Source organism: Kribbella sp., from assembly GCF_035687465.1.
GTDB lineage: Bacteria > Actinomycetota > Actinomycetes > Propionibacteriales > Kribbellaceae > Kribbella.
On sequence record NZ_DASRXP010000684.1, the window covers coordinates 16,249 to 33,279 of the forward strand.

The following is a 17,031-nucleotide window of genomic DNA, read 5'->3' on the forward strand; positions in this document are numbered from 1 at the left end:
ATTGGCGTTGACGACCAAGGGAGGACGCCATGGGTGTGGGGTTGACGAAGATTCGGCAGGTGAAGGTGCCGGTGACGGATCTGGTGCGGAGTATGCGGTGGTACCAGGCGTTGCTGGGGCTGGAGTTGGTGGCTGAGTTCACCGAGGACGGGGTTGTCCGGGGTGTCGTACTCCTGGACCGGCCGGGTGGATTCGTCATCGCGTTGCGCGATCGCGAGGTTGTCCCTGGCCGGCCGAACTTTGCCGGGTTCGATCTGGTGGGGTTCGGGGTCGAGTCGCCGCAGGTGCTGCACCAGTTGGTCGAGGACTGTGAGCGGCTTGGTTTCGACCATGAGCCGATCCACGACCGCGGCGAGTACGGGCAGGCGCTGGACATCACCGACCCGGACGGCACGGTCCTGCGCTTCCTCTGGGATCACGAGACTGTGGACGACACCTTCCTCGGCATGGAGTTCACCGCGGACGGCCCACCCACGATGTACGACGTTCCAAGGTTGCCGCGCTGAGAGTTGGCGGGGGTGATTTGGGAGCTGGCTGTCACGACGCGCGAGCACGAGGCCAGCGGGAGCGCGGCGCAGATGCAGGTCAGCCACGACGAGGGGATGCTGCTGACGATACTGACCCGCCTGGTGGATGCGCGGTTCGCCGTTGAGGTGGGCACCTTCACCGGCTACTCATCCCTGTGCATCGCCCGGGGCCTGACCGACGGTGGCCGCCTGGTCACCTGCGACGTCAGCGAGGAGTGGACCTCGATCGGGCGCACGGCGTGGGAGAAGGCCGGCCTGGCCGACCGGATCGAGCTGAAGCTCGGCCCCGCCCTCGAGACCCTGCAAGCGTTGCCGGACGAGCCCGCCATCGACGTCGCCTTCATCGACGCGGACAAGGACAGCTACCCCGCGTACTACGAGGAGATCGTCCAGCGACTGCGCCCTGGGGGCCTCGTGGTCCTGGACAACGTGTTCCTCGGCGGCCGCGTCTTCGACCCCGCGTACACCGAGGACCGCCATCTCGCGATGCGCCGGCTGAACGACCTCATCGCCGCCGACGAGCGAGTCGAGTCCGTGATGCTGCCGGTACGCGACGGCGTGACGCTGGCTCGCAAGCGCTAGCTCGACGCCGTCTTCAGAGGGATTTCAGGTACGTCGCGCCGCGGGGGCTCAGCTCGTAGCCGACTTCCAGGCTGTAGGTGAGACCGAGGTTCTTCAGTTTGCGGACGTCGAGTTTGAAGCCGGCTGTGTCGCGGCCGATCTCGGCGGCGAGGTCGCCGGCGCGGGTGGCGGGCTTGGACTCGATCAGGCGGAGGGTCTGGGCAGTCCAGGCGCCGTGGCGGCTCAGTTCGTCGAGCTTGGCCAGCCGGTCGCGCAGGTCTTCCAGGTCTTCGGCCGACAGGTCGGTGGAGGCCGCCAGTTCCTCGCGGGGGTCCGGGCCCTCGACCAGGTGGAAGTTGATCAGGAACGTCGGCCAGTCCTCGTTGCCGCGCAGTCGGCGGCGGACGTCCTTCGCGTTCTGACGGTCGGCAGCGATCACGTCCGCGTCGTTGTCTGCGATCAGGTCGGGGTTGACCTCCCGCACGGTGTCGATCTCGATCCGGCCGGCGTTGGTCCGGTAGATCCGCCCCTCCACCACCCGCGCCTGCGCCCAGCGGCGGTACGCCGTAGTGATCCGCCCCTCGGCAACCCCGTCACGATCAGGTCCGGCGAACAACATCTCAAGCTCCTAGTGTTCCGGCGACGATGGGGGCGAGTTCGCGGAGGGCCTTGCCCCGGTGGCTGATCGCGTCCTTCTCCTCGATCGACAGTTCCGCGGTGGTCACGTCGTACCCGTCGGCCTGGAACAGCACGTCGTACCCGAAGCCGCCGGTGCCGCGCAGTTCGCGGATCACCGAGCCGCGCATCTCGCCGCGGACGATCACGTCCTCGGCGTCCGGGCGGCAGAACGCCACTGCTGCGACGAAGGCGCCGCCGCGGCGCTCGTCCGGCACGTCCTCGAGTTGACCGAGGAGGAGCAGGTTGTTCGCCAGGTTGTCCTTCGCGGGACCGGCCCAGCGCGCCGACAACACCCCAGGCATCCCGTTCAGCGCGTCGACGCAGATCCCGCTGTCGTCCGCGATCGACGGCAGACCCGTCGCGGCCACGGCGGCATGCGCCTTCAGGAGTGCGTTGCCCTCGAAGGTCGGCTCGGTCTCGGCGGGTTCCTCGTACTGCGTGACGTCGGCCAGACCGAGCACCTCGATGCCCGGCACGATCGGGGTGAGGATGCGGCGGAGTTCCTCGAGCTTCTTCTGGTTGTTCGAGGCGAGGAGAACCTTGGTCACGCGAGCGCCTCCTGCTGGAACTTCGTCAGCTCGGCGCATCCCGCAGTACCGAGCTCGAGCAGGCTGTCCAGCTCGGCGCGGTCGAAGGGGGCTCCTTCGGCGGTGCCCTGCACCTCGATGAACTTGCCGTCGCCGGTGAGCACCAGGTTCATGTCCGTCTCGGCGCGGACGTCCTCCTCGTAGCAGAGGTCGAGCATCGGCTTGCCGTCGATGATCCCGACCGACACCGCGGACACCGAGCCGGTCAGCGGCTCGCCCTTCAGCGCCTTGCGATCCCGGAGGAACGACACCGCGTCGGCGAGCGCGACGTACGCGCCGGTGATCGCGGCGGTGCGGGTGCCGCCGTCGGCCTGCAGGACGTCGCAGTCCAGCAGGATGGTGTTCTCGCCGAGCGCCTTGTAGTCGATCACCGCGCGCAGCGATCGCCCGATCAGCCGGGAGATCTCGTGCGTGCGGCCGCCGATCCGGCCCTTCACGGACTCCCGGTCCGAGCGCGTGTTGGTGGACCGCGGCAGCATCGCGTACTCCGCGCTCACCCACCCCAGGCCGGATCCCTTGCGCCAGCGCGGCACGCCCTCGGTGACACTGGCCGCGCACAGCACCCGGGTCCGGCCGAACTCGACCAGCACCGAACCCTCGGCGTGGTCGAGCCAGTTCCGGGTCAGGGTTACCGGCCGGAGCTGATCAGGGGTACGTCCATCGATACGAGCCATGGTTCAGACCCTAAGCCTGAACCCGCTGCACCTCCGCATTGGCTGTCGTGGGGTTGTGGACAAGTACATCCGGACGCGGGAGTTGGGCGAGGCGTGGTTGAGGGGACCGGCCGACGTTGGCGAAGCGATTCGGCCGGAACTGGGTGAGGACCATCTTGGCCGCCCAGGGGGTGAGGTCGCTGGCACGGCGGCCGAGCCAGGGGACGCCCTCGCGGACCATCCAGACAGCATCGGCCCACTTGGTCGGCGTCTGCCCCGCACACTCCAGATCAGGCGGTACTGCGATCCGGAAACCGCGCAAGGCGAGTTCGTCGGCGAAGGCCCGGGCCAGCCGGCGGTGACCCCGCTCCCCTGGGTGCAGCCGGTCGACACTCCAGAAGTCCCGGCGATAGACCTCCGGGTAGTCCGCCATGTCGATCCGGATCCCGCCGAACCTGGCATGCAGGTCGTCGTACGCGTTGTTGACTTGCTCGATCCGCTGCCAGAGCGGTCGGCGCAGCCACGACGGCAGGCCGAAAACCTGGCCGTGATCGTGGAACCGGACGGTCAGCAGTACTGCGCCGCGGGCGGTCAGTTGCTCCGCACACCGCTGCAAACCGTCGCGGATCTGCGCCTGGTCGAAGGTGGATCGCAGGGTGTCGTTCACCCCGACGATCAGGGAGGCCAGGTCGACCCGGCCGGTACCGGTCTCGGGAAGTTGGTCGGAGACCACCACCGGCACAGTGGCGCCGCTGGTCGCGTGGTTGGAAAATGTCACACGGTGGGAACTGCCCAGGGCATCGGCGAGCAGCGAGGCCCAGCCCCGCCACCCTTCCCCGGGACGAGCGCCGGCACCGGAAAGATCGGTCGTACTGCCATTCATCGGGTCCCCGACACCAACGGTGGTCGAGTCGCCCAGTGCCACATAGTGGAGGCTCACGTTCCGTCATGGTGAAGGACCACGGCGAGTAATCGCCGACGATGAGGTGACGACCGGGGCAACACCATGGGATCAGCGGGGTGTTGAAGGTCGGAAGTGTTCGGACATAGGTTGGTGCAATCACCTACGCGCAGGAGTTGGCTGAAGATGACAGACCTTCGGTTCGGTGTGGTGGGACTGGGTGCCCGGAGCCGGCTGGCCCAGCACGCCCACAAGCCCGGTGAGGGCTCCCGCATAGTCGCGGTTTGCGATCCGGTCGAGAAACAGCAGCTCGCGGCCCGCGCCGACTATCCGGGCGCGACCTCGTACGGCGATCATCGCGAGCTGCTCGATCTCCAGCTGGACGGGGTCTTCGTCACCACCCCGGACGACCTGCACGAGGAGCCGGCGATCGAGTTCCTCCGGGCCGGGATCGCGGTGTTCGTGGAGAAGCCGTTGGCGATCACCACCTCGGGATGCGACCGGGTGCTGCAAGCGGCGTACGAGAGTGGCGCGCGGCTGTACGTCGGGCACAACATGCGCCACATGCCCGTAGTACTGACGATGCGGGAACTGATCGCCGCAGGCGCGATCGGCGAGGTCAAGGCGATCTGGTGCCGGCACTTCGTCGGGCACGGCGGCGACTTCTACTTCAAGGACTGGCATGCCGACCGGCGGCGCACGACCAGTCTGCTGCTGCAGAAAGGTGCCCATGACATCGATGTGATGCACTGGCTGGCCGGTGGCTACACCACCAGGGCGAACGCACTCGGCGGCCTGGTCGTGTACGGCGGGATCGACGACCGGATGGATCGCTCCGAGCAACGGTTCGCGGAGTTCGTCTCGAACGACAACTGGCCGCCGTTGTCCCAGACGGGGATGGCGCCGGTGATGGACGTCGAGGACCTCTCGATGGCGAATCTCCTGCTGGACAACGGGGTTTACCTCACCTACCAGCAGTGCCACTTCACCCCGGACTACTGGCGCAACTACACGGTGATCGGTACGCAAGGGCGGCTGGAGAACTTCGGCGACGCACCTGGCGGCGTGGTCAAGGTGTGGAACAGCAAGCGCTCCGACTACCGCGCCGACGCCGACGAGGAGGTCGTCATCCCCGCGGCCGCAGGCGGTCACGCCGGCGCCGACCCCCGCCTGGTCGCCGAGTTCGTCCGCTTCGTCCGCGACGGCGGCGCCACCCTCACCTCCCCCACAGCAGCCCGCGCCGCAGTCGCCGCCGGCTACGCCGCCACCACCTCCCTCCGCTCCAACGGCACCCCCATCGACGTCCCCCCACTGGACGCAACCCTCACCAAGTACTTCGACAACGGCCAAACCCGGGCCTGATCAATGGAGGGCCTACGCCCGCTCACCCGGTCGGACCTGCCGTGGGTAGTGGAGCTCGCCGCAGCCAGGCGCCGGCAACTGGCGGACTTCGCACCCCGCTTCTGGCGTCCGTCAGCGGGAGCAACTGCTGCTCACACAGAGTTCCTGGGCAGCTTGATCGACACTGCCGCCATCCTCTCGATCCGGTCGGAGCACGGCTTTCTCTTCGGCGTGCCTGACGGAAATCGTCTGGTGATCGACGACTTCGCACTCGAAGCCGAAGGCGACTGGGCGACTGAAGGTCTCGGCCTGCTGCGGCACGCTGCCGCGGCCGGTGCGCTACGCCACGCTGACGCAGCCGGTCTGCTGCGGGTTGTGTGCCCAGCTCCTGAGCCGGAGCGCCGGGAAGCGGTGGAGTCGCTCGGCGCGAGGGTCGCCGAGTCGTGGTGGCATCGCGATCTCGACAGTTCGGGCATCGCCGCCACGGCGACGGAGCCGATGGATTCGACAGTCAGGGTGGACGGCGCGGAGGGGCGCCTGGTGGAGGCGCCGCCTGTCTATGCGCCGGGCGGGCCGGTAGTACTGGTCACAACTGTTCGGGACCAGAGTGCGCTGCTTGAGATCGAGCGGGCGTCGGTACGGCGTGGCGCTTCGGTCGCGGTGGTCATCCTTGCTTCCGGCGACGATCGGGGATCGGAACTCCTCGAGGGCAACGGTTATCGGCGGACCACCGACTTCTACGAAACTCTTGGCGGGGTGGCCGAGGACAACGATCAGATTTCGTAGGTGGCGTTGGGGGTGGCGGTGAGGACTTCGCCGGGGAAGGTGCGGCGGGCACCTTCTGACTGGTTGTCGCGGTTGAACCAGGGCGGTACGTGGGTGATGACGAGTCGCTTCACGCCGGCCCGTTTGGCGTGTTCGCCGGCGTCGGCGGGGGTCAGGTGGAGGTCGGGCGGGTTGTTCGGATCGCCGTCCTGCAAGGCCGCTTCGCTCAGCAGCAGGTCGGCGCCACGGGCAAGCTCGATCAGGGCGTCGTTCGGACCGGTGTCGCCGGTGTAGACGAGCGCTTTGTTGCCGTGCTCAACCCTGATCGCGTACGCCGGGACCGGGTGCACCATCGACGCGGTGCGAACGGTGAACGGGCCGATCTGCTGGATCTCCAACCAGACATGGAAGTCCAACTGCTCCTCCATCCCCGGATCCAGCGGCAGGTCGTACGCCAGCGCCATCCGACTCGCAGTACCGGGCGGCCCGTACACGGGGATCCGCGGGAAGGGCGAGGAGGGCGAGTACTTCGCGGCGACGTACAACCCGCACAGGTCCATGCAATGGTCCGGATGCAGGTGGGACAAGGCGATCGCGCCGATCTGCGGCACCTCGAGATGCCGCTGCAGCACACCGAGCGCGCCACTGCCGAGATCGAGCACCAGTTGGAATCCGTCCGCGCTGACCAGATAGCTCGAAGCAGGCGAGTCCGGCCCGGGGACCGACCCCGAGCAGCCGAGCACAGTGAGCTTCATAGCTTGAACATTACCGGCGGGTTGCCGGCTTCGCAGGAAACCCTGGGGCGTCGCCGAACGGCCGATCCACTTGCCTGTCGACGATTTCGAGCACGGCCCGGATCTGGTGCCCTGGACAACTAGGCATCATCAGCGGACCGAGGCGAACTGGTCGACGGAGCTGATCACCGGGCCGAGGAAGCGCGAGCCGATGGCGGCGAAGTCGGCCGGGTTGCCGGTGGTGACGAAGCGGTGCTGGGGCTCGGGCAGGTCGATGTCGCGGAGCAGCCCGGCCTTGGTGAGCACGCCGTACACGTCCTTGGCGCCCTCCTCCGCGCTGCTCACCAAGGTGACCTCGTCGCCCATCACGTACGAGATGACGCCGGTCAGCAAGGGGTAGTGCGTGCAGCCGAGGATCAACGTATCGACGTCGGCCTCGACCAGCGGATCCAGGTACTCGTGTGCGGCCGCCAGCAACTCGGGCCCCGACGTCACGCCGGACTCGACGAAGTCGACGAACTTCGGGCACGCCTGGGTGGTGAGCTCGACCTGCGGAGCCGCGGCGAAGGCGTCGTCGTACGCGAGCGACGCCGCGGTGGACTTGGTGCAGATGACGCCGACGCGCTGGTTCCGGGTGGCAGCCACGGCGCGCCTGGCCGCGGGGAAGATCACCTCGACCACCGGTACGTCGTACCGCTCGCGGGCGTCCCTGAGCATCGCCGCGCTGGCGGAGTTGCACGCGATCACGAGCGCCTTCACGCCGGCCTCGACCAGGTGATCCAGGCACTCCAGGGAGTACTCGCGGACCTCGGCGATCGACAGCGGGCCGTACGGCTGACGGGCGGTGTCGCCCAGGTACAGGATCGGTTCGTGCGGCAGTTGGTCGAGCACCGCGCGGGCCACGGTGAGCCCGCCGAAGCCGGAGTCGAAGATGCCGATCGGTGCGTCTGCCACGCTGTGAACCCTATCCGGCGGCTCCGACCGAAGCCTCGACCGGGCCGAGAAGACCGGCAGCGGGCAGTTCTGAAGTTACCCTTACCTAACTCCGCAGAACGACACGCCGAAGTTATCCACATCTTTACTCTCAGGAATTGCAATGTGACGTGACGCGCGCCACTCTGTGACGATGTGTTTCCAACCGCCCCTCGCGATGCCATGAATCTGGCAGTCCACATCGCGGTGGCTCTCAGCACCACCGCCGCACCGAATCCGCAACCCGCCGACGCCGCGGCACAAGCCGCCGGCCCGGCTGCGGACACGACCACGAACAGCACTGCAGCTGACATCGCCGGCGCCCTCGGGCCGCTCGGCATGCTCCTGCTGTTCGCGGCCTTCGTCTTCGGCCTCTACGTGATCTCGCTGGCTCTGCACCCGTTCGCCAAGTGCGGGCGCTGCAAGGGCGCAGGCAGGCACAAGGGGTCCTTCTTCAGCTACGCCACCCGCCCCTGCACCAGCTGCAAGGGCCGCGGCGTACACCCCCGCCTAGGACGCAAAGTGCTCTTCAAGACCTAGGGGTTGATCAGGCCCAGAGTTGGCCTTCTAGGCGGTCTTCGGCCTCATCGATGGTGCCTTCGTAGGCGCCGGTGGACAGGTATTTCCAGCCGCCGTCCGCGACGATGAAGGCGATGTCCGCGGACTCACCGTCGCGGATGCACTTGGCTGCCTGGCCGAGTGCCGCGTGCAGGATGGCGCCGGTGGAGATGCCGGCGAAGATGCCCTCGTTGTCCAGCAGTTCGCGGACCCGGCGTACGGCGTCGCGGGGGCCGACGGAGAACCGTGCGTCGATCAGGGCCGGGTCGTACAACTCGGGCACGAACCCCTCGTCGAGGTTGCGCAGGCCGTAGACGAGTTCGCCGTACCGAGGCTCGGCCGCCACGATCCGGACCTCGGGCTTGTGCTCGCGGAAGAACCGCCCGGCGCCCATCAGCGTGCCGGTGGTGCCCAGGCCTGCGACGAAGTGCGTCACCGAGGGAAGGTCGGCGAGGATCTCGGGGGCGGTGCCGTCGTAGTGGGCGGCCGCGTTCGAGGGATTGCCGTACTGGTAGAGCATCACCCAGTCGGGGTGTTCCTCGGCGACCTGCTTGGCGACCCGGACCGCCTCGTTGGAACCGCCTGCGGCCGGGGAGGAGATGATCTCGACGCCCCACATCCGCAGGATCTGCCGGCGCTCCTCGGAGGTGTTCTCCGGCATCACACAGACCATCCGGTACCCGCGGAGTTTGGCTGCCATCGCCAGCGAGATCCCGGTGTTGCCCGAGGTCGGCTCGAGGATGGTGTTGCCCGGCCGGAGCCGCCCGTCCTTCTCGGCGTCCAGCAGCATCCGCAGGGCGGCCCGGTCCTTGATCGATCCGGTCGGGTTGTGGTCCTCCAGCTTGGCCCACAACCTGACGTCCGCCGACGGGGACAGCTTCGGCAGGCCGACCAACGGCGTACCGCCGACGGAGTCGAGCAGGCTGTCGAAGCGCATCGTCAGCCGCCCGCGACGGCCGGCAGCACGACCACCACGTCGCCGTCCTTCACGCCCGTGGCCAGACCACCGGTGAAGCGCACGTCCTCGTCGTTGACGTAGACGTTCACGAAGCGCCGCAGTTCCTCCGGCTGGCCCTCGACGATCCGCTCCTTCAGGCCGGGGTGGGCGCCGTTCACGTCGTCGATGAACTCGGCCAGCGTGGCCCCGGCACCGCTGACGGCCTTCTCGCCGCCGGTGTAGGTGCGCAGGATCGTCGGCACGCGCAGTTCGATCGCCATCTCAGTTCTCTCCTTCGAGTTCTTCATATTTTTCGACCACGCGCACTTCTTCTTCCGCGACCTCGCCGTCGATGATCCGGTACGACCGGAACTCCACCGGCCCGTCGTGCGACGGCGAGTTCGCGCCGTCACGGGTCGACACCAGCACGTAGTGCGCACCCGGCTCGCCGGCCAGGTTGATGTCGGTCCGGGACGGGTAGGCCTCGGTGGCGGTGTGGGAGTGGTAGATCACCACCGGCTCCTCGTCGCGGGAATCCATCTCCTTGTAGAGCCGGAGCAGGTCTCCCGAGTCGAACTCGTAGAACGTCGGCGACATCGCCGCGTTCAGCATCGGGATGAACCGCTCGGGCCGGTCCGATCCGGCCGGTCCCGCGACCACCCCGCACGCCTCGTCCGGATGATCCCGCCGCGCATGCGCCACGATCGCGTCGTACGTCGCGGAGTCGATGATGAGCACGACCCCACGGTACGGCGACCGCCCGGCCGCCCCGACCAACGCCGGGGTCGGTCCACTATTCGGACAGCAGCTACCAGCGGCTGTGCACCTGGGGGCGGATCAGGTCGTTGTAGACCGTCTGGACGGTGTCCAGCTGGACCGCGGAGAGCGGGGCGAGGGCGGCCGCGCCGACGTTGCCTGCCACCTGGGCGGGGTTCCGGGCGCCCGGGATGACCACGCTCACGCCTGGCTGGTCGATGATCCAGCGGAGGGCGAACTGCGCCATCGTCGCGCCGGCCGGGACGAGGGGCCGCAGCCGCTCCACCGCTTCCAGGCCGGTGTTGTAGTCCACCCCGGAGAAGGTCTCCCCGACGTCGAAGGCGTCGCCCCGGCGGTTGAAGTTGCGGTGGTCGTCCGCCCCGAAGGTCGTGTACTCGTCGTACTTGCCGGACAGCAGGCCGCTCGCCAGCGGGACCCGCGCGATGATGCCGACGCCGGCCTCGGCGGCCGCCGGGAGCACCTGGTCGAGCGGCTTCAGCCGGAACGCGTTCAGGATGATCTGCACCGACGCCACGTTCGGCCGGGCGATCGCCGTGAGCGCCTCCGCGCAGGTTTCCACACTCACCCCGTACGCCGCGATCCGCTGCTCCTGGACCAACGTGTCGAGCGCATCGAACACCGCGTCGGTGGAGTAGACCGCGGTCGGCGGGCAGTGCAGCTGGACCAGGTCGATCGTGTCCACGCCCAGGTTCTCCCGGGAGCGGTCGTTCCAGGCGCGGAAGGCGTCCAGGTTGTAGTTCGCCGGCTTCTGCTCGACCCGGCGGCCCATCTTGGTCGCCACCGTCAGGCCGGGGTTGTCCTTCAGGATTTTCCCGACCAGCCGCTCACTCCGGCCGTCGCCGTACACGTCGGCGGTGTCGATGAAGGTGACGCCGCCCTCGACCGCGGCGTGCAGCACCGCGAGCGCGTCGCTCTCGTCCACCTCACCCCAATCGGCCCCGAGCTGCCAGGCCCCGAGCCCGACCACACCGACATCCCGCTTGGTACGCCCCAACGTCCGCTTCTCCATACGGCCAACCCTAAGCGGCGGGTTTCAGCGGATGTTGGCGGGTTTCAGCGGATGTTGTGGAGGAGGGCTGACTGGAGGTAGCCGAGCCAGTCGTAGAGGTCGTAGGTGAGGCGGCGTGGGTCGTCGTCGGGAAGCTTCTCCCAGACCCCGTAGTCGTCCTCCTCCTTGATGTCCAGCCGGGTCCCGATCGCCAGCCGCAGGTCGTTCAGCGCGCGCAACCAGCGCAACTGGTCGTCCGGCTCGAGCACGATCCCGTCGTCGACGCTGGACGACTCCTCCAGTGCGGCCAGGACCCGCTTGGCATCGGACACCTTCCCGTCCCGCAGCCCCCGCTCGGTGAACCGCCGGAACTCCGCCGAAGCGTGGTCGTCCGTCTTGTACGCGTCCGGTAACAGCCTCTGCAGTACTACGTCCTCCGGCGGCGAGGTGGGTCCGTCGTTGTCCAGCAACTCGGCCAGCGGGTCGCTCGACATCGACTCGCGCGGCGGCATCCCGTCGTACAGGAGCTCGACCAGGTTGCGGAGCAGGTTCGCCAGGATGTCCGACTCGTGCTCGGCGAAACTGACGATCACGGTCTTCTTGCGCTTACGGAACCTGGTCACGACTTCTCACAGGTGGCCCACAGGCCGTAGGAGTGCATGGCTTCGACGTCGCGTTCCATCGCCTCGCGGTTGCCGTTCGACACGGCCGACTTGCCCTCCTTGTGGACCTGCATCATCAGCTTCTCCGACTTCTCCTTGGAGTAGCCGAAGTAGGTCTGGAAGACGAACGTGACGTAGTCCATCAGGTTGACCGGATCGTTCCAGACGATGGTCACCCACGGTGGGCTCAGCTCGATCGCCTCGTCGACTTCGGGGCTCTCGAGTTCGCTCGGTGCGGTGGTCACCTGTCCATTCTCTCCATCATCGGTTCTCGACTCGCAATAGGCTGCACTAGTGAACGCTACGACAGCGCTTTTGACGGACCACTACGAGCTGACCATGCTGCAGGCCAGTCTCGCCGACGGGACCGCGCACCGCCGCTCCGTCTTCGAACTGTTCGCCCGCCGGCTGCCCGACGGGCGACGGTACGGCGTGATCGCGGGCGTCAACCGGCTCCTGGACGCGCTGGAGCAGTTCCGTTTCGACGATCAGGCCATCGGGTTCCTGTCCGACCTGGGCATCGTGGACCAGGCTACCTGCGAGTGGCTGGCGAACTACCGCTTCAGCGGCGACATCGCCGGCTACGCCGACGGGGAGATCTTCTTCCCGGGCTCTCCGGTGCTGGTGGTGGAGTCCAGCTTCGCCGAGGCGGTGCTGCTGGAAACCGTGTTCCTGTCCATCCTGAACCACGATTCCGCCGTCGCCTCGGCCGCGTCCCGGATGACCTGGTGGGCCGGCGGCCGCCCGTGTATCGAGATGGGCTCGCGCCGGACCCACGAGGAGGCGGCGGTCGCGTCGGCGCTGGCGGCGTACATCGCGGGCTTCGCCACGACCTCGAACCTGGAGGCGGCACGCCGGTTCGGGATCCCGAGCGCTGGTACGGCGGCGCACTCGTTCACGCTGCTGCACGACACCGAGCGGGACGCGTTCGTCTCCCAGGTCGATGCCCTGGGCAAGGGAACCACCCTGCTGATCGACACCTACGACCTGACCGAGGCGGTCGCGACCGCGATCTCGATCACCGGGACAGAGCTCGGCGCGGTCCGGCTCGACTCGGGCGACCTGCCGTCGCTGGCCGGCCAGGTCCGCGACCAGCTCGACTCGCTGGGGGCGACCAAGACCCGGATCATCGTGACGAGCGACTTGGACGAGTACCAGATCGCCGCGCTGGCTCCGGCGGCCGTCGACGTGTACGGCGTGGGCACGTCGCTGGTGACGGGCAGCGGGTACCCGACCTGCGGTTTCGTCTACAAGCTGGTCTCCCGCGAGGACGCGAGCGGCAAGATGACGCCGGTCGCGAAGAAGAGTCCGCACAAGATCTCCATCGGTGGTCGCAAGTACGCGCTGCGCCGCCGCTCGGCCGCCGGCGTCGCAGAGGTCGAATTGATCGGTGTCGGCGAGCCCCCGGTGGACGACGGAGACGACCGGTACCTGCTGAAGCAACTGGTCGAATCCGGCAAGATCATCGGCCGCACCACCCCGGCCGAGTCGCAGGCCCACCACCTCAAGGTCCGCGACGAACTCCCCCGCAGCGCCAGCCAACTAAGCCGCGGCGAGCCCGCCATCCCCACGGAGTACGTAGGCGACCTCAACGCCCGCAACCCCTTCACCCCTCGGAGCCAAAGGTGAGCGCCGCGGACGCCCCCGAGCAAGCGACTGCAGCGGGACGGCAGGGAAGTATGAAGTCGTTGAGTTGGGATCCCGAGGCGCCGGCGAGCGGGGCCGACATCCTCATCGCCCTGCGGTTCGCCGATCGTGCGGCTCGCAAGGCAGTCAGTGACGAACTCGTTGGCACTGGCGTTCACACGGGCCAGGAGCTCGTGCTCGCCAAGCTGCTGCACCTCGGTTCGCTGCCGGTCGCTCAGCTGGCCAAGGTGCTAGACGTCGAGGTCCCGACCGCCACCCGCACCACACAGCGAATGGAAGCCGCCGGCCTCGTCCGCCGGCTGAAGAACGACCAGGACGCCCGCCAGGTCAGCATCGAACTCACCGACCAGGGCGCCGAAGTAGCCCGTACGGTCCAGCGCCTCCACACCCAGGCCGGCGACCGAGCCCTCCAAGGCATCACCCCCGAGCAACGCCGCCTCCTCCGTAACCTCCTCTGGACCATCACCGCCAACATCGACGAACTCCCCGGCTGAGCACTGCTCCAGTGGAGCTCAGTGGCTGGGTAGGTAGGTGTTCAGGTAGTCGTTGCGGAATTTGCCGGCCGGGTCGTACTTCGCGGCCAGGTTGACGAACGTCGGGACCAGCGGGTAGCACTCGGCAAGGGTTGCGGCGTCGGCGGTGAAGACCTTGCCCCAATGGGGTCTGGCCTCCAGCGGGAGCAGGGCGTTCTCGAGCGCCTCGACGACCGGCCGGACGGCGGCTTCGTCCTGGATCCAGGTGAAGTGCAGGGCGACCGTGTCCCGGCCCTGGCTCGGACTCAACCAGAGCTCGTCAGCCGCGATCGTCCGGACCTCCGAGATCTGCATCACCGATTGGAGTTGCTTGCCCAGGGCCCGCAATTCGTCGAAGGCCCGCGCTGCCATTGCCCGAGGCAAGAAGTACTCGGACTGCAACTCGTCACCGTTGCTCGGGGTGAACTCGAGCCGGAAATGCGGGAGCCGCTCGTTCCATGGTCCCGGCACTCCCCCTTGCTGGGTGGCGAAATCGGCCGGCATCGCCTTGATCGGATGACGCGGGCCATCGGCAACCTTCGCGCCCATCCACTCCTGCTCCCAGGCAGTGCCGGCCCGCAGCTTCCGCCAGACCATCACGTCCGGATCGACCCAGTCGGTGAACGCGCTCACGCTGTAGGCGCTGGCGAACACCTCCTCGAAGTCGGTACCGAGCCGGCCGACCGGAAACCCGTCGTACACGACCTGACTGATCTGGTACGACGGCTGGACCGCGAGCGTGAGGTGGGTCGTCACGCCGAGGGCGCCCAGCGCGATCACCGAGCCAAGGAAATCCGGGTGCTCCCGGTCGAGGGTGAGCAACGAACCGTCGGCGGTGACGTACTCGATCGCGGTGGCGGCCGAGGCGAGGGTCCCGTTGGTGTTACCCGAGCCGTGGGTCCCGGTGGAGCACGCACCCGCGATCGAGATGTGCGGCAGCGACCCGAGGTTGTGCAGCGCGAATCCCCGGGACTCCAGGGCGGCCGTCAGTTCGCCGTACCGGGTGCCGCCCGAGACGCGCACGGTGCGCGCGTCCTCGTCGAGCTCGATCACCTGCGGCAGGTCCGCGACCGACACCAGCGTCCCGTCGGTATCCGCGATCCGGTTGAACGAGTGCCCGGACCCGAGCACCCGCACCTTGTCGGCGCGCGCGACCAACTCCTGCAACTCCGGCACCGCCTGCGGCCGCTCCAGCCGCCCGGCGGAGAACACCACATTCCCGGCCCAGTTCCGCACCTCAACCATCCAGCGCCTCCCTCGTGATCCCCTTTGGACCATTCCACAACAACCATCCACCACCGCGCCCAGGGCCCGGGCCGGGGTCAGAACAGCATGAAGGCGGCTGCGGTGACGCCGGCGAGGACTATGAGGATGCGGAGCAGGGTGGGCGGAAGGCGGCGGCCGATGTGGGCGCCGACGTAGCCGCCGACGACGGAGCCGGCGGCCAGCAGACCGGCCACGTGGAAGTCGATGTCGGCCACGAAGACGAAGATCAGGGCGGCAACCACGTTCGCGGCCAGCAGCGCCAGCGTTTTCAGGGCGTTCACGATCCGCAGCTCGAGGTCGAGACCGAGGCCCAGCACCGCCATCATCATGACGCCGGCCCCAGCGCCGAAGTAGCCGCCGTAAACGCCCGTCAGGGCCGCGAAGAAGGTGGTGGCGGGCGACATCGCCGTACGGGGTTCTACTGAGTCGGGGTCGTCGTGGCGGGATCGCAGCCAGCTGGAGATCCACGGCTGCACGCCCACGAGCAGACAGGTGAACAGGATCAGCCAGGGCACCAGGGCCTCGAAGACGCCCGGCGGCAGGGAAAGCAGCAACGCCGCTCCCGCCACCGAACCGACCGCACAAGTCACCACCACGTACCAGGTGGTCTGCGGCTGTTCCCGGAGTTCGCGGCGATACCCGAACGAGCCGCTGAGCGCGCCGGGGATCAGGCCGACCGTGTTCGACACGTTCGCGACGATCGGCGGGATACCCAGCGCGATGAGCACGGGGAAGCTCACCAAGGAGGCGACGCCGACGGTGGTCGTCAGCATCCCGGCGACCAGTCCTGCTCCGATGACCGCGAGTTGCTCCAGGCCCGTCACAGGAGCTCGCGCGGAGAACGATCCATGCTCAGCAGCGTAGTGAGAATCGGCCAGTGGGCTATCGGCTAGGCCACTGAGCCATCGTGGGATGAAACACAGTTCCACCAAGCTCCTGCGGGGCATGGATTGAACGGGTACTTGGTTGAACGACCGAGCAACCCTGGCTGTATGGCCCCCGTGGATCACCTCCGGACGGCCCGCGTGGATCGCGTGCGGACGGCCCCCGTGGATCGGATCCGGCGGTTGGCGGCGCCGATCGCGGTTGCGGCCGGGATCGAGCTGCCGCAGTTGCGGCTCAGCCGGTTCGCGGCGGGGGCGGAGTGCCGCCGGATCGGGCCCGACCGGTATCTCATCGTGCTGCCTGCACATCGCGCCGTCCGCGACACCGATGACACCCTGCGCGCCACCCTCGCCCACGAGTTGGCGCACGCGGAGTACGGCGATCCCAAACCCGAGGGACCCCGCGCTCGCGCGCTCATCTGGCTCGTGGCCCTGCTGATCACCGCCTCGATCATGGTCCTGATCAGCGCGGCCGGCCTCCTGATCCGCAAGGCCGTGGCGAGCTTCAACGACCTGGTCGCGCCGCTGTTGTCCCTGCTGCTGATCACGGTCGTGATCGGGCTGATCACCCTGGCCGCCGGCGAGCTCATCCGTCGTACCGGACGGGCCCGGAAGGTCGCACTACACCTCGAAGAACTCCGAGCCGACCTGAGAGCAGTCCAACTGGTAGGCGCCGCACCGGTCCGCCAGTGGCGAGCGGCCGTCGCAGCAAGACCGCTCTCCCCACTCACCCGCTGGCTCGAATCCGTCATCGACACCCACCCCTCCCCAACAGACCGCCTCCACGCCGTCGAGACCTACAACCCCACCACCAACCCCACCACCGCCGCCCACACCTTCCTGCAAGCCCGCCCGCTCGGGTAGAGACGAAGCTGTCGGTGGGGCGGTTTAGCGTGGTGGGGCCAGGTTGTCAGGAGAGGGGATCGTTGTGACCACGTTGCCGGATCGGCCCAACACCGCGTTGCTGGTGATCGATGTTCAGAACGGGGTTGTGAACCATGCGTATCAGCGCGATGTGATGGTTGCCAACGTCGGGGCGCTTGTCGACAGGGCTCGTGAAGTGGGTGTGCCGGTCGTCTGG

The 17,031-nt window shown here is 68.0% G+C and carries 23 protein-coding genes; 9 read left to right on the forward strand and 14 right to left on the reverse strand.

Annotated elements, in window-relative coordinates:
* The first annotated feature begins 29 nt into the window (after nt 1–29).
* Together VFG33_RS36620 and VFG33_RS36625 are read left to right on the forward strand one after the other, a co-directional pair.
* A complete protein-coding gene (locus VFG33_RS36620) occupies nt 30–506 on the forward strand; it encodes a VOC family protein (protein ID WP_325057622.1) in 477 nt (158 codons plus the stop codon).
* 12 nt (nt 507–518) lie between these two features.
* On the forward strand, nt 519–1,109 hold the full coding sequence (locus VFG33_RS36625) for an O-methyltransferase (RefSeq protein WP_325057644.1): 591 nt from the start codon (nt 519–521) through the stop codon (nt 1,107–1,109).
* Between the two features lie 13 nt (nt 1,110–1,122).
* Here the strand turns inward: VFG33_RS36625 and VFG33_RS36630 are convergent, their stop codons facing one another.
* The 4 genes from VFG33_RS36630 to VFG33_RS36645 are packed head-to-tail and all read right to left on the reverse strand — an operon-like array spanning nt 1,123 to nt 3,946.
* Complete coding sequence (locus VFG33_RS36630) at nt 1,123–1,707, reverse strand: hypothetical protein (RefSeq protein ID WP_325057623.1); 585 nt, start codon at nt 1,705–1,707, stop codon at nt 1,123–1,125.
* Between the two features lies 1 nt (nt 1,708).
* Entirely contained in the window at nt 1,709–2,314 is a 606-nt protein-coding gene (gene rdgB, locus VFG33_RS36635) for an RdgB/HAM1 family non-canonical purine NTP pyrophosphatase (protein ID WP_325057624.1), read from the reverse strand.
* On the reverse strand, nt 2,311–3,027 hold the full coding sequence (gene rph / locus VFG33_RS36640; RefSeq protein WP_325057625.1) for a ribonuclease PH: 717 nt from the start codon (nt 3,025–3,027) through the stop codon (nt 2,311–2,313). Before rph ends, rdgB begins: the two co-directional genes overlap by 4 nt.
* A gap of 10 nt (nt 3,028–3,037) precedes the next feature.
* Complete coding sequence (locus VFG33_RS36645; protein WP_325057626.1) at nt 3,038–3,946, reverse strand: SGNH/GDSL hydrolase family protein; 909 nt, start codon at nt 3,944–3,946, stop codon at nt 3,038–3,040.
* Between the two features lie 147 nt (nt 3,947–4,093).
* On the opposite strand from VFG33_RS36645, the gene VFG33_RS36650 reads away from it, so the two are divergent.
* Both VFG33_RS36650 and VFG33_RS36655 read left to right on the forward strand, forming a co-directional pair.
* A complete protein-coding gene (locus tag VFG33_RS36650) occupies nt 4,094–5,269 on the forward strand; it encodes a Gfo/Idh/MocA family protein (protein WP_325057627.1) in 1,176 nt (391 codons plus the stop codon).
* A 153-nt stretch (nt 5,270–5,422) separates the two neighbouring features.
* Nucleotides 5,423–6,034 carry a hypothetical protein gene (locus VFG33_RS36655; RefSeq protein WP_325057628.1) on the forward strand — a complete coding sequence of 204 codons (612 nt, stop codon included), beginning with the start codon at nt 5,423–5,425 and terminating at the stop codon, nt 6,032–6,034.
* On the opposite strand, the gene VFG33_RS36660 is transcribed toward VFG33_RS36655, so the two are convergent.
* On the reverse strand, nt 6,022–6,768 hold the full coding sequence (locus VFG33_RS36660; RefSeq protein WP_325057629.1) for an MBL fold metallo-hydrolase: 747 nt from the start codon (nt 6,766–6,768) through the stop codon (nt 6,022–6,024). The two genes, VFG33_RS36655 and VFG33_RS36660, sit on opposite strands and share 13 nt — an antisense overlap.
* A 129-nt stretch (nt 6,769–6,897) precedes the next feature.
* A complete protein-coding gene (gene murI, locus VFG33_RS36665; protein ID WP_325057630.1) occupies nt 6,898–7,701 on the reverse strand; it encodes a glutamate racemase in 804 nt (267 codons plus the stop codon).
* A 201-nt stretch (nt 7,702–7,902) separates the two neighbouring features.
* Between murI and VFG33_RS36670 the strand changes: the two genes are divergently transcribed.
* A complete protein-coding gene (locus VFG33_RS36670; RefSeq protein ID WP_325057631.1) occupies nt 7,903–8,259 on the forward strand; it encodes a hypothetical protein in 357 nt (118 codons plus the stop codon).
* Between the two features lie 7 nt (nt 8,260–8,266).
* Here VFG33_RS36670 and VFG33_RS36675 read toward each other — a convergent pair whose 3' ends face one another.
* The 6 genes from VFG33_RS36675 to clpS all read right to left on the reverse strand — a co-directional run bounded on the left by VFG33_RS36675 (nt 8,267) and on the right by clpS (nt 11,886).
* On the reverse strand, nt 8,267–9,214 hold the full coding sequence (locus VFG33_RS36675) for a PLP-dependent cysteine synthase family protein (protein WP_325057632.1): 948 nt from the start codon (nt 9,212–9,214) through the stop codon (nt 8,267–8,269).
* A 2-nt stretch (nt 9,215–9,216) separates the two neighbouring features.
* Complete coding sequence (locus VFG33_RS36680) at nt 9,217–9,495, reverse strand: MoaD/ThiS family protein (protein WP_325057633.1); 279 nt, start codon at nt 9,493–9,495, stop codon at nt 9,217–9,219.
* Nucleotide 9,496: 1 nt separating this feature from the next.
* Nucleotides 9,497–9,952 (reverse strand): M67 family metallopeptidase, encoded by a 456-nt coding sequence (locus tag VFG33_RS36685; RefSeq protein WP_325057634.1) that lies wholly within the window; start codon nt 9,950–9,952, stop codon nt 9,497–9,499.
* A gap of 70 nt (nt 9,953–10,022) precedes the next feature.
* Nucleotides 10,023–11,000, reverse strand: a complete 978-nt coding sequence (locus VFG33_RS36690; protein WP_325057635.1) for an aldo/keto reductase — start codon at nt 10,998–11,000, stop codon at nt 10,023–10,025.
* Nucleotides 11,001–11,044: 44 nt separating this feature from the next.
* Nucleotides 11,045–11,602, reverse strand: coding sequence for a DUF2017 domain-containing protein (locus VFG33_RS36695; RefSeq protein ID WP_325057636.1), 558 nt, complete (start codon nt 11,600–11,602; stop codon nt 11,045–11,047).
* Nucleotides 11,599–11,886: an ATP-dependent Clp protease adapter ClpS gene (gene clpS / locus VFG33_RS36700; protein ID WP_325057637.1), complete on the reverse strand. Its 288-nt coding sequence runs from the start codon at nt 11,884–11,886 to the stop codon at nt 11,599–11,601. The genes VFG33_RS36695 and clpS overlap by 4 nt, the downstream gene beginning before the upstream one ends.
* Before the next feature lie 94 nt (nt 11,887–11,980).
* Here clpS and VFG33_RS36705 point away from each other — a divergent pair, with 94 nt between their 5' ends.
* Nucleotides 11,981–13,270: a nicotinate phosphoribosyltransferase gene (locus tag VFG33_RS36705; RefSeq protein WP_414673012.1), complete on the forward strand. Its 1,290-nt coding sequence runs from the start codon at nt 11,981–11,983 to the stop codon at nt 13,268–13,270.
* A gap of 50 nt (nt 13,271–13,320) precedes the next feature.
* Entirely contained in the window at nt 13,321–13,782 is a 462-nt protein-coding gene (locus tag VFG33_RS36710) for a MarR family winged helix-turn-helix transcriptional regulator (protein WP_325057639.1), read from the forward strand.
* Between the two features lie 18 nt (nt 13,783–13,800).
* Here VFG33_RS36710 and VFG33_RS36715 read toward each other — a convergent pair whose 3' ends face one another.
* Together VFG33_RS36715 and VFG33_RS36720 are read right to left on the reverse strand one after the other, a co-directional pair.
* Nucleotides 13,801–15,045, reverse strand: a complete 1,245-nt coding sequence (locus VFG33_RS36715; protein WP_325057640.1) for an FAD-binding protein — start codon at nt 15,043–15,045, stop codon at nt 13,801–13,803.
* 77 nt (nt 15,046–15,122) lie between these two features.
* Nucleotides 15,123–15,890: a sulfite exporter TauE/SafE family protein gene (locus tag VFG33_RS36720; protein WP_325057641.1), complete on the reverse strand. Its 768-nt coding sequence runs from the start codon at nt 15,888–15,890 to the stop codon at nt 15,123–15,125.
* Between the two features lie 168 nt (nt 15,891–16,058).
* Between VFG33_RS36720 and VFG33_RS36725 the strand changes: the two genes are divergently transcribed.
* Nucleotides 16,059–16,814 (forward strand): M48 family metalloprotease, encoded by a 756-nt coding sequence (locus VFG33_RS36725; protein ID WP_325057642.1) that lies wholly within the window; start codon nt 16,059–16,061, stop codon nt 16,812–16,814.
* Between the two features lie 103 nt (nt 16,815–16,917).
* A partial coding sequence (locus VFG33_RS36730; protein WP_325057645.1) for an isochorismatase family protein occupies nt 16,918–17,031 on the forward strand: 114 nt, incomplete at its 3' end.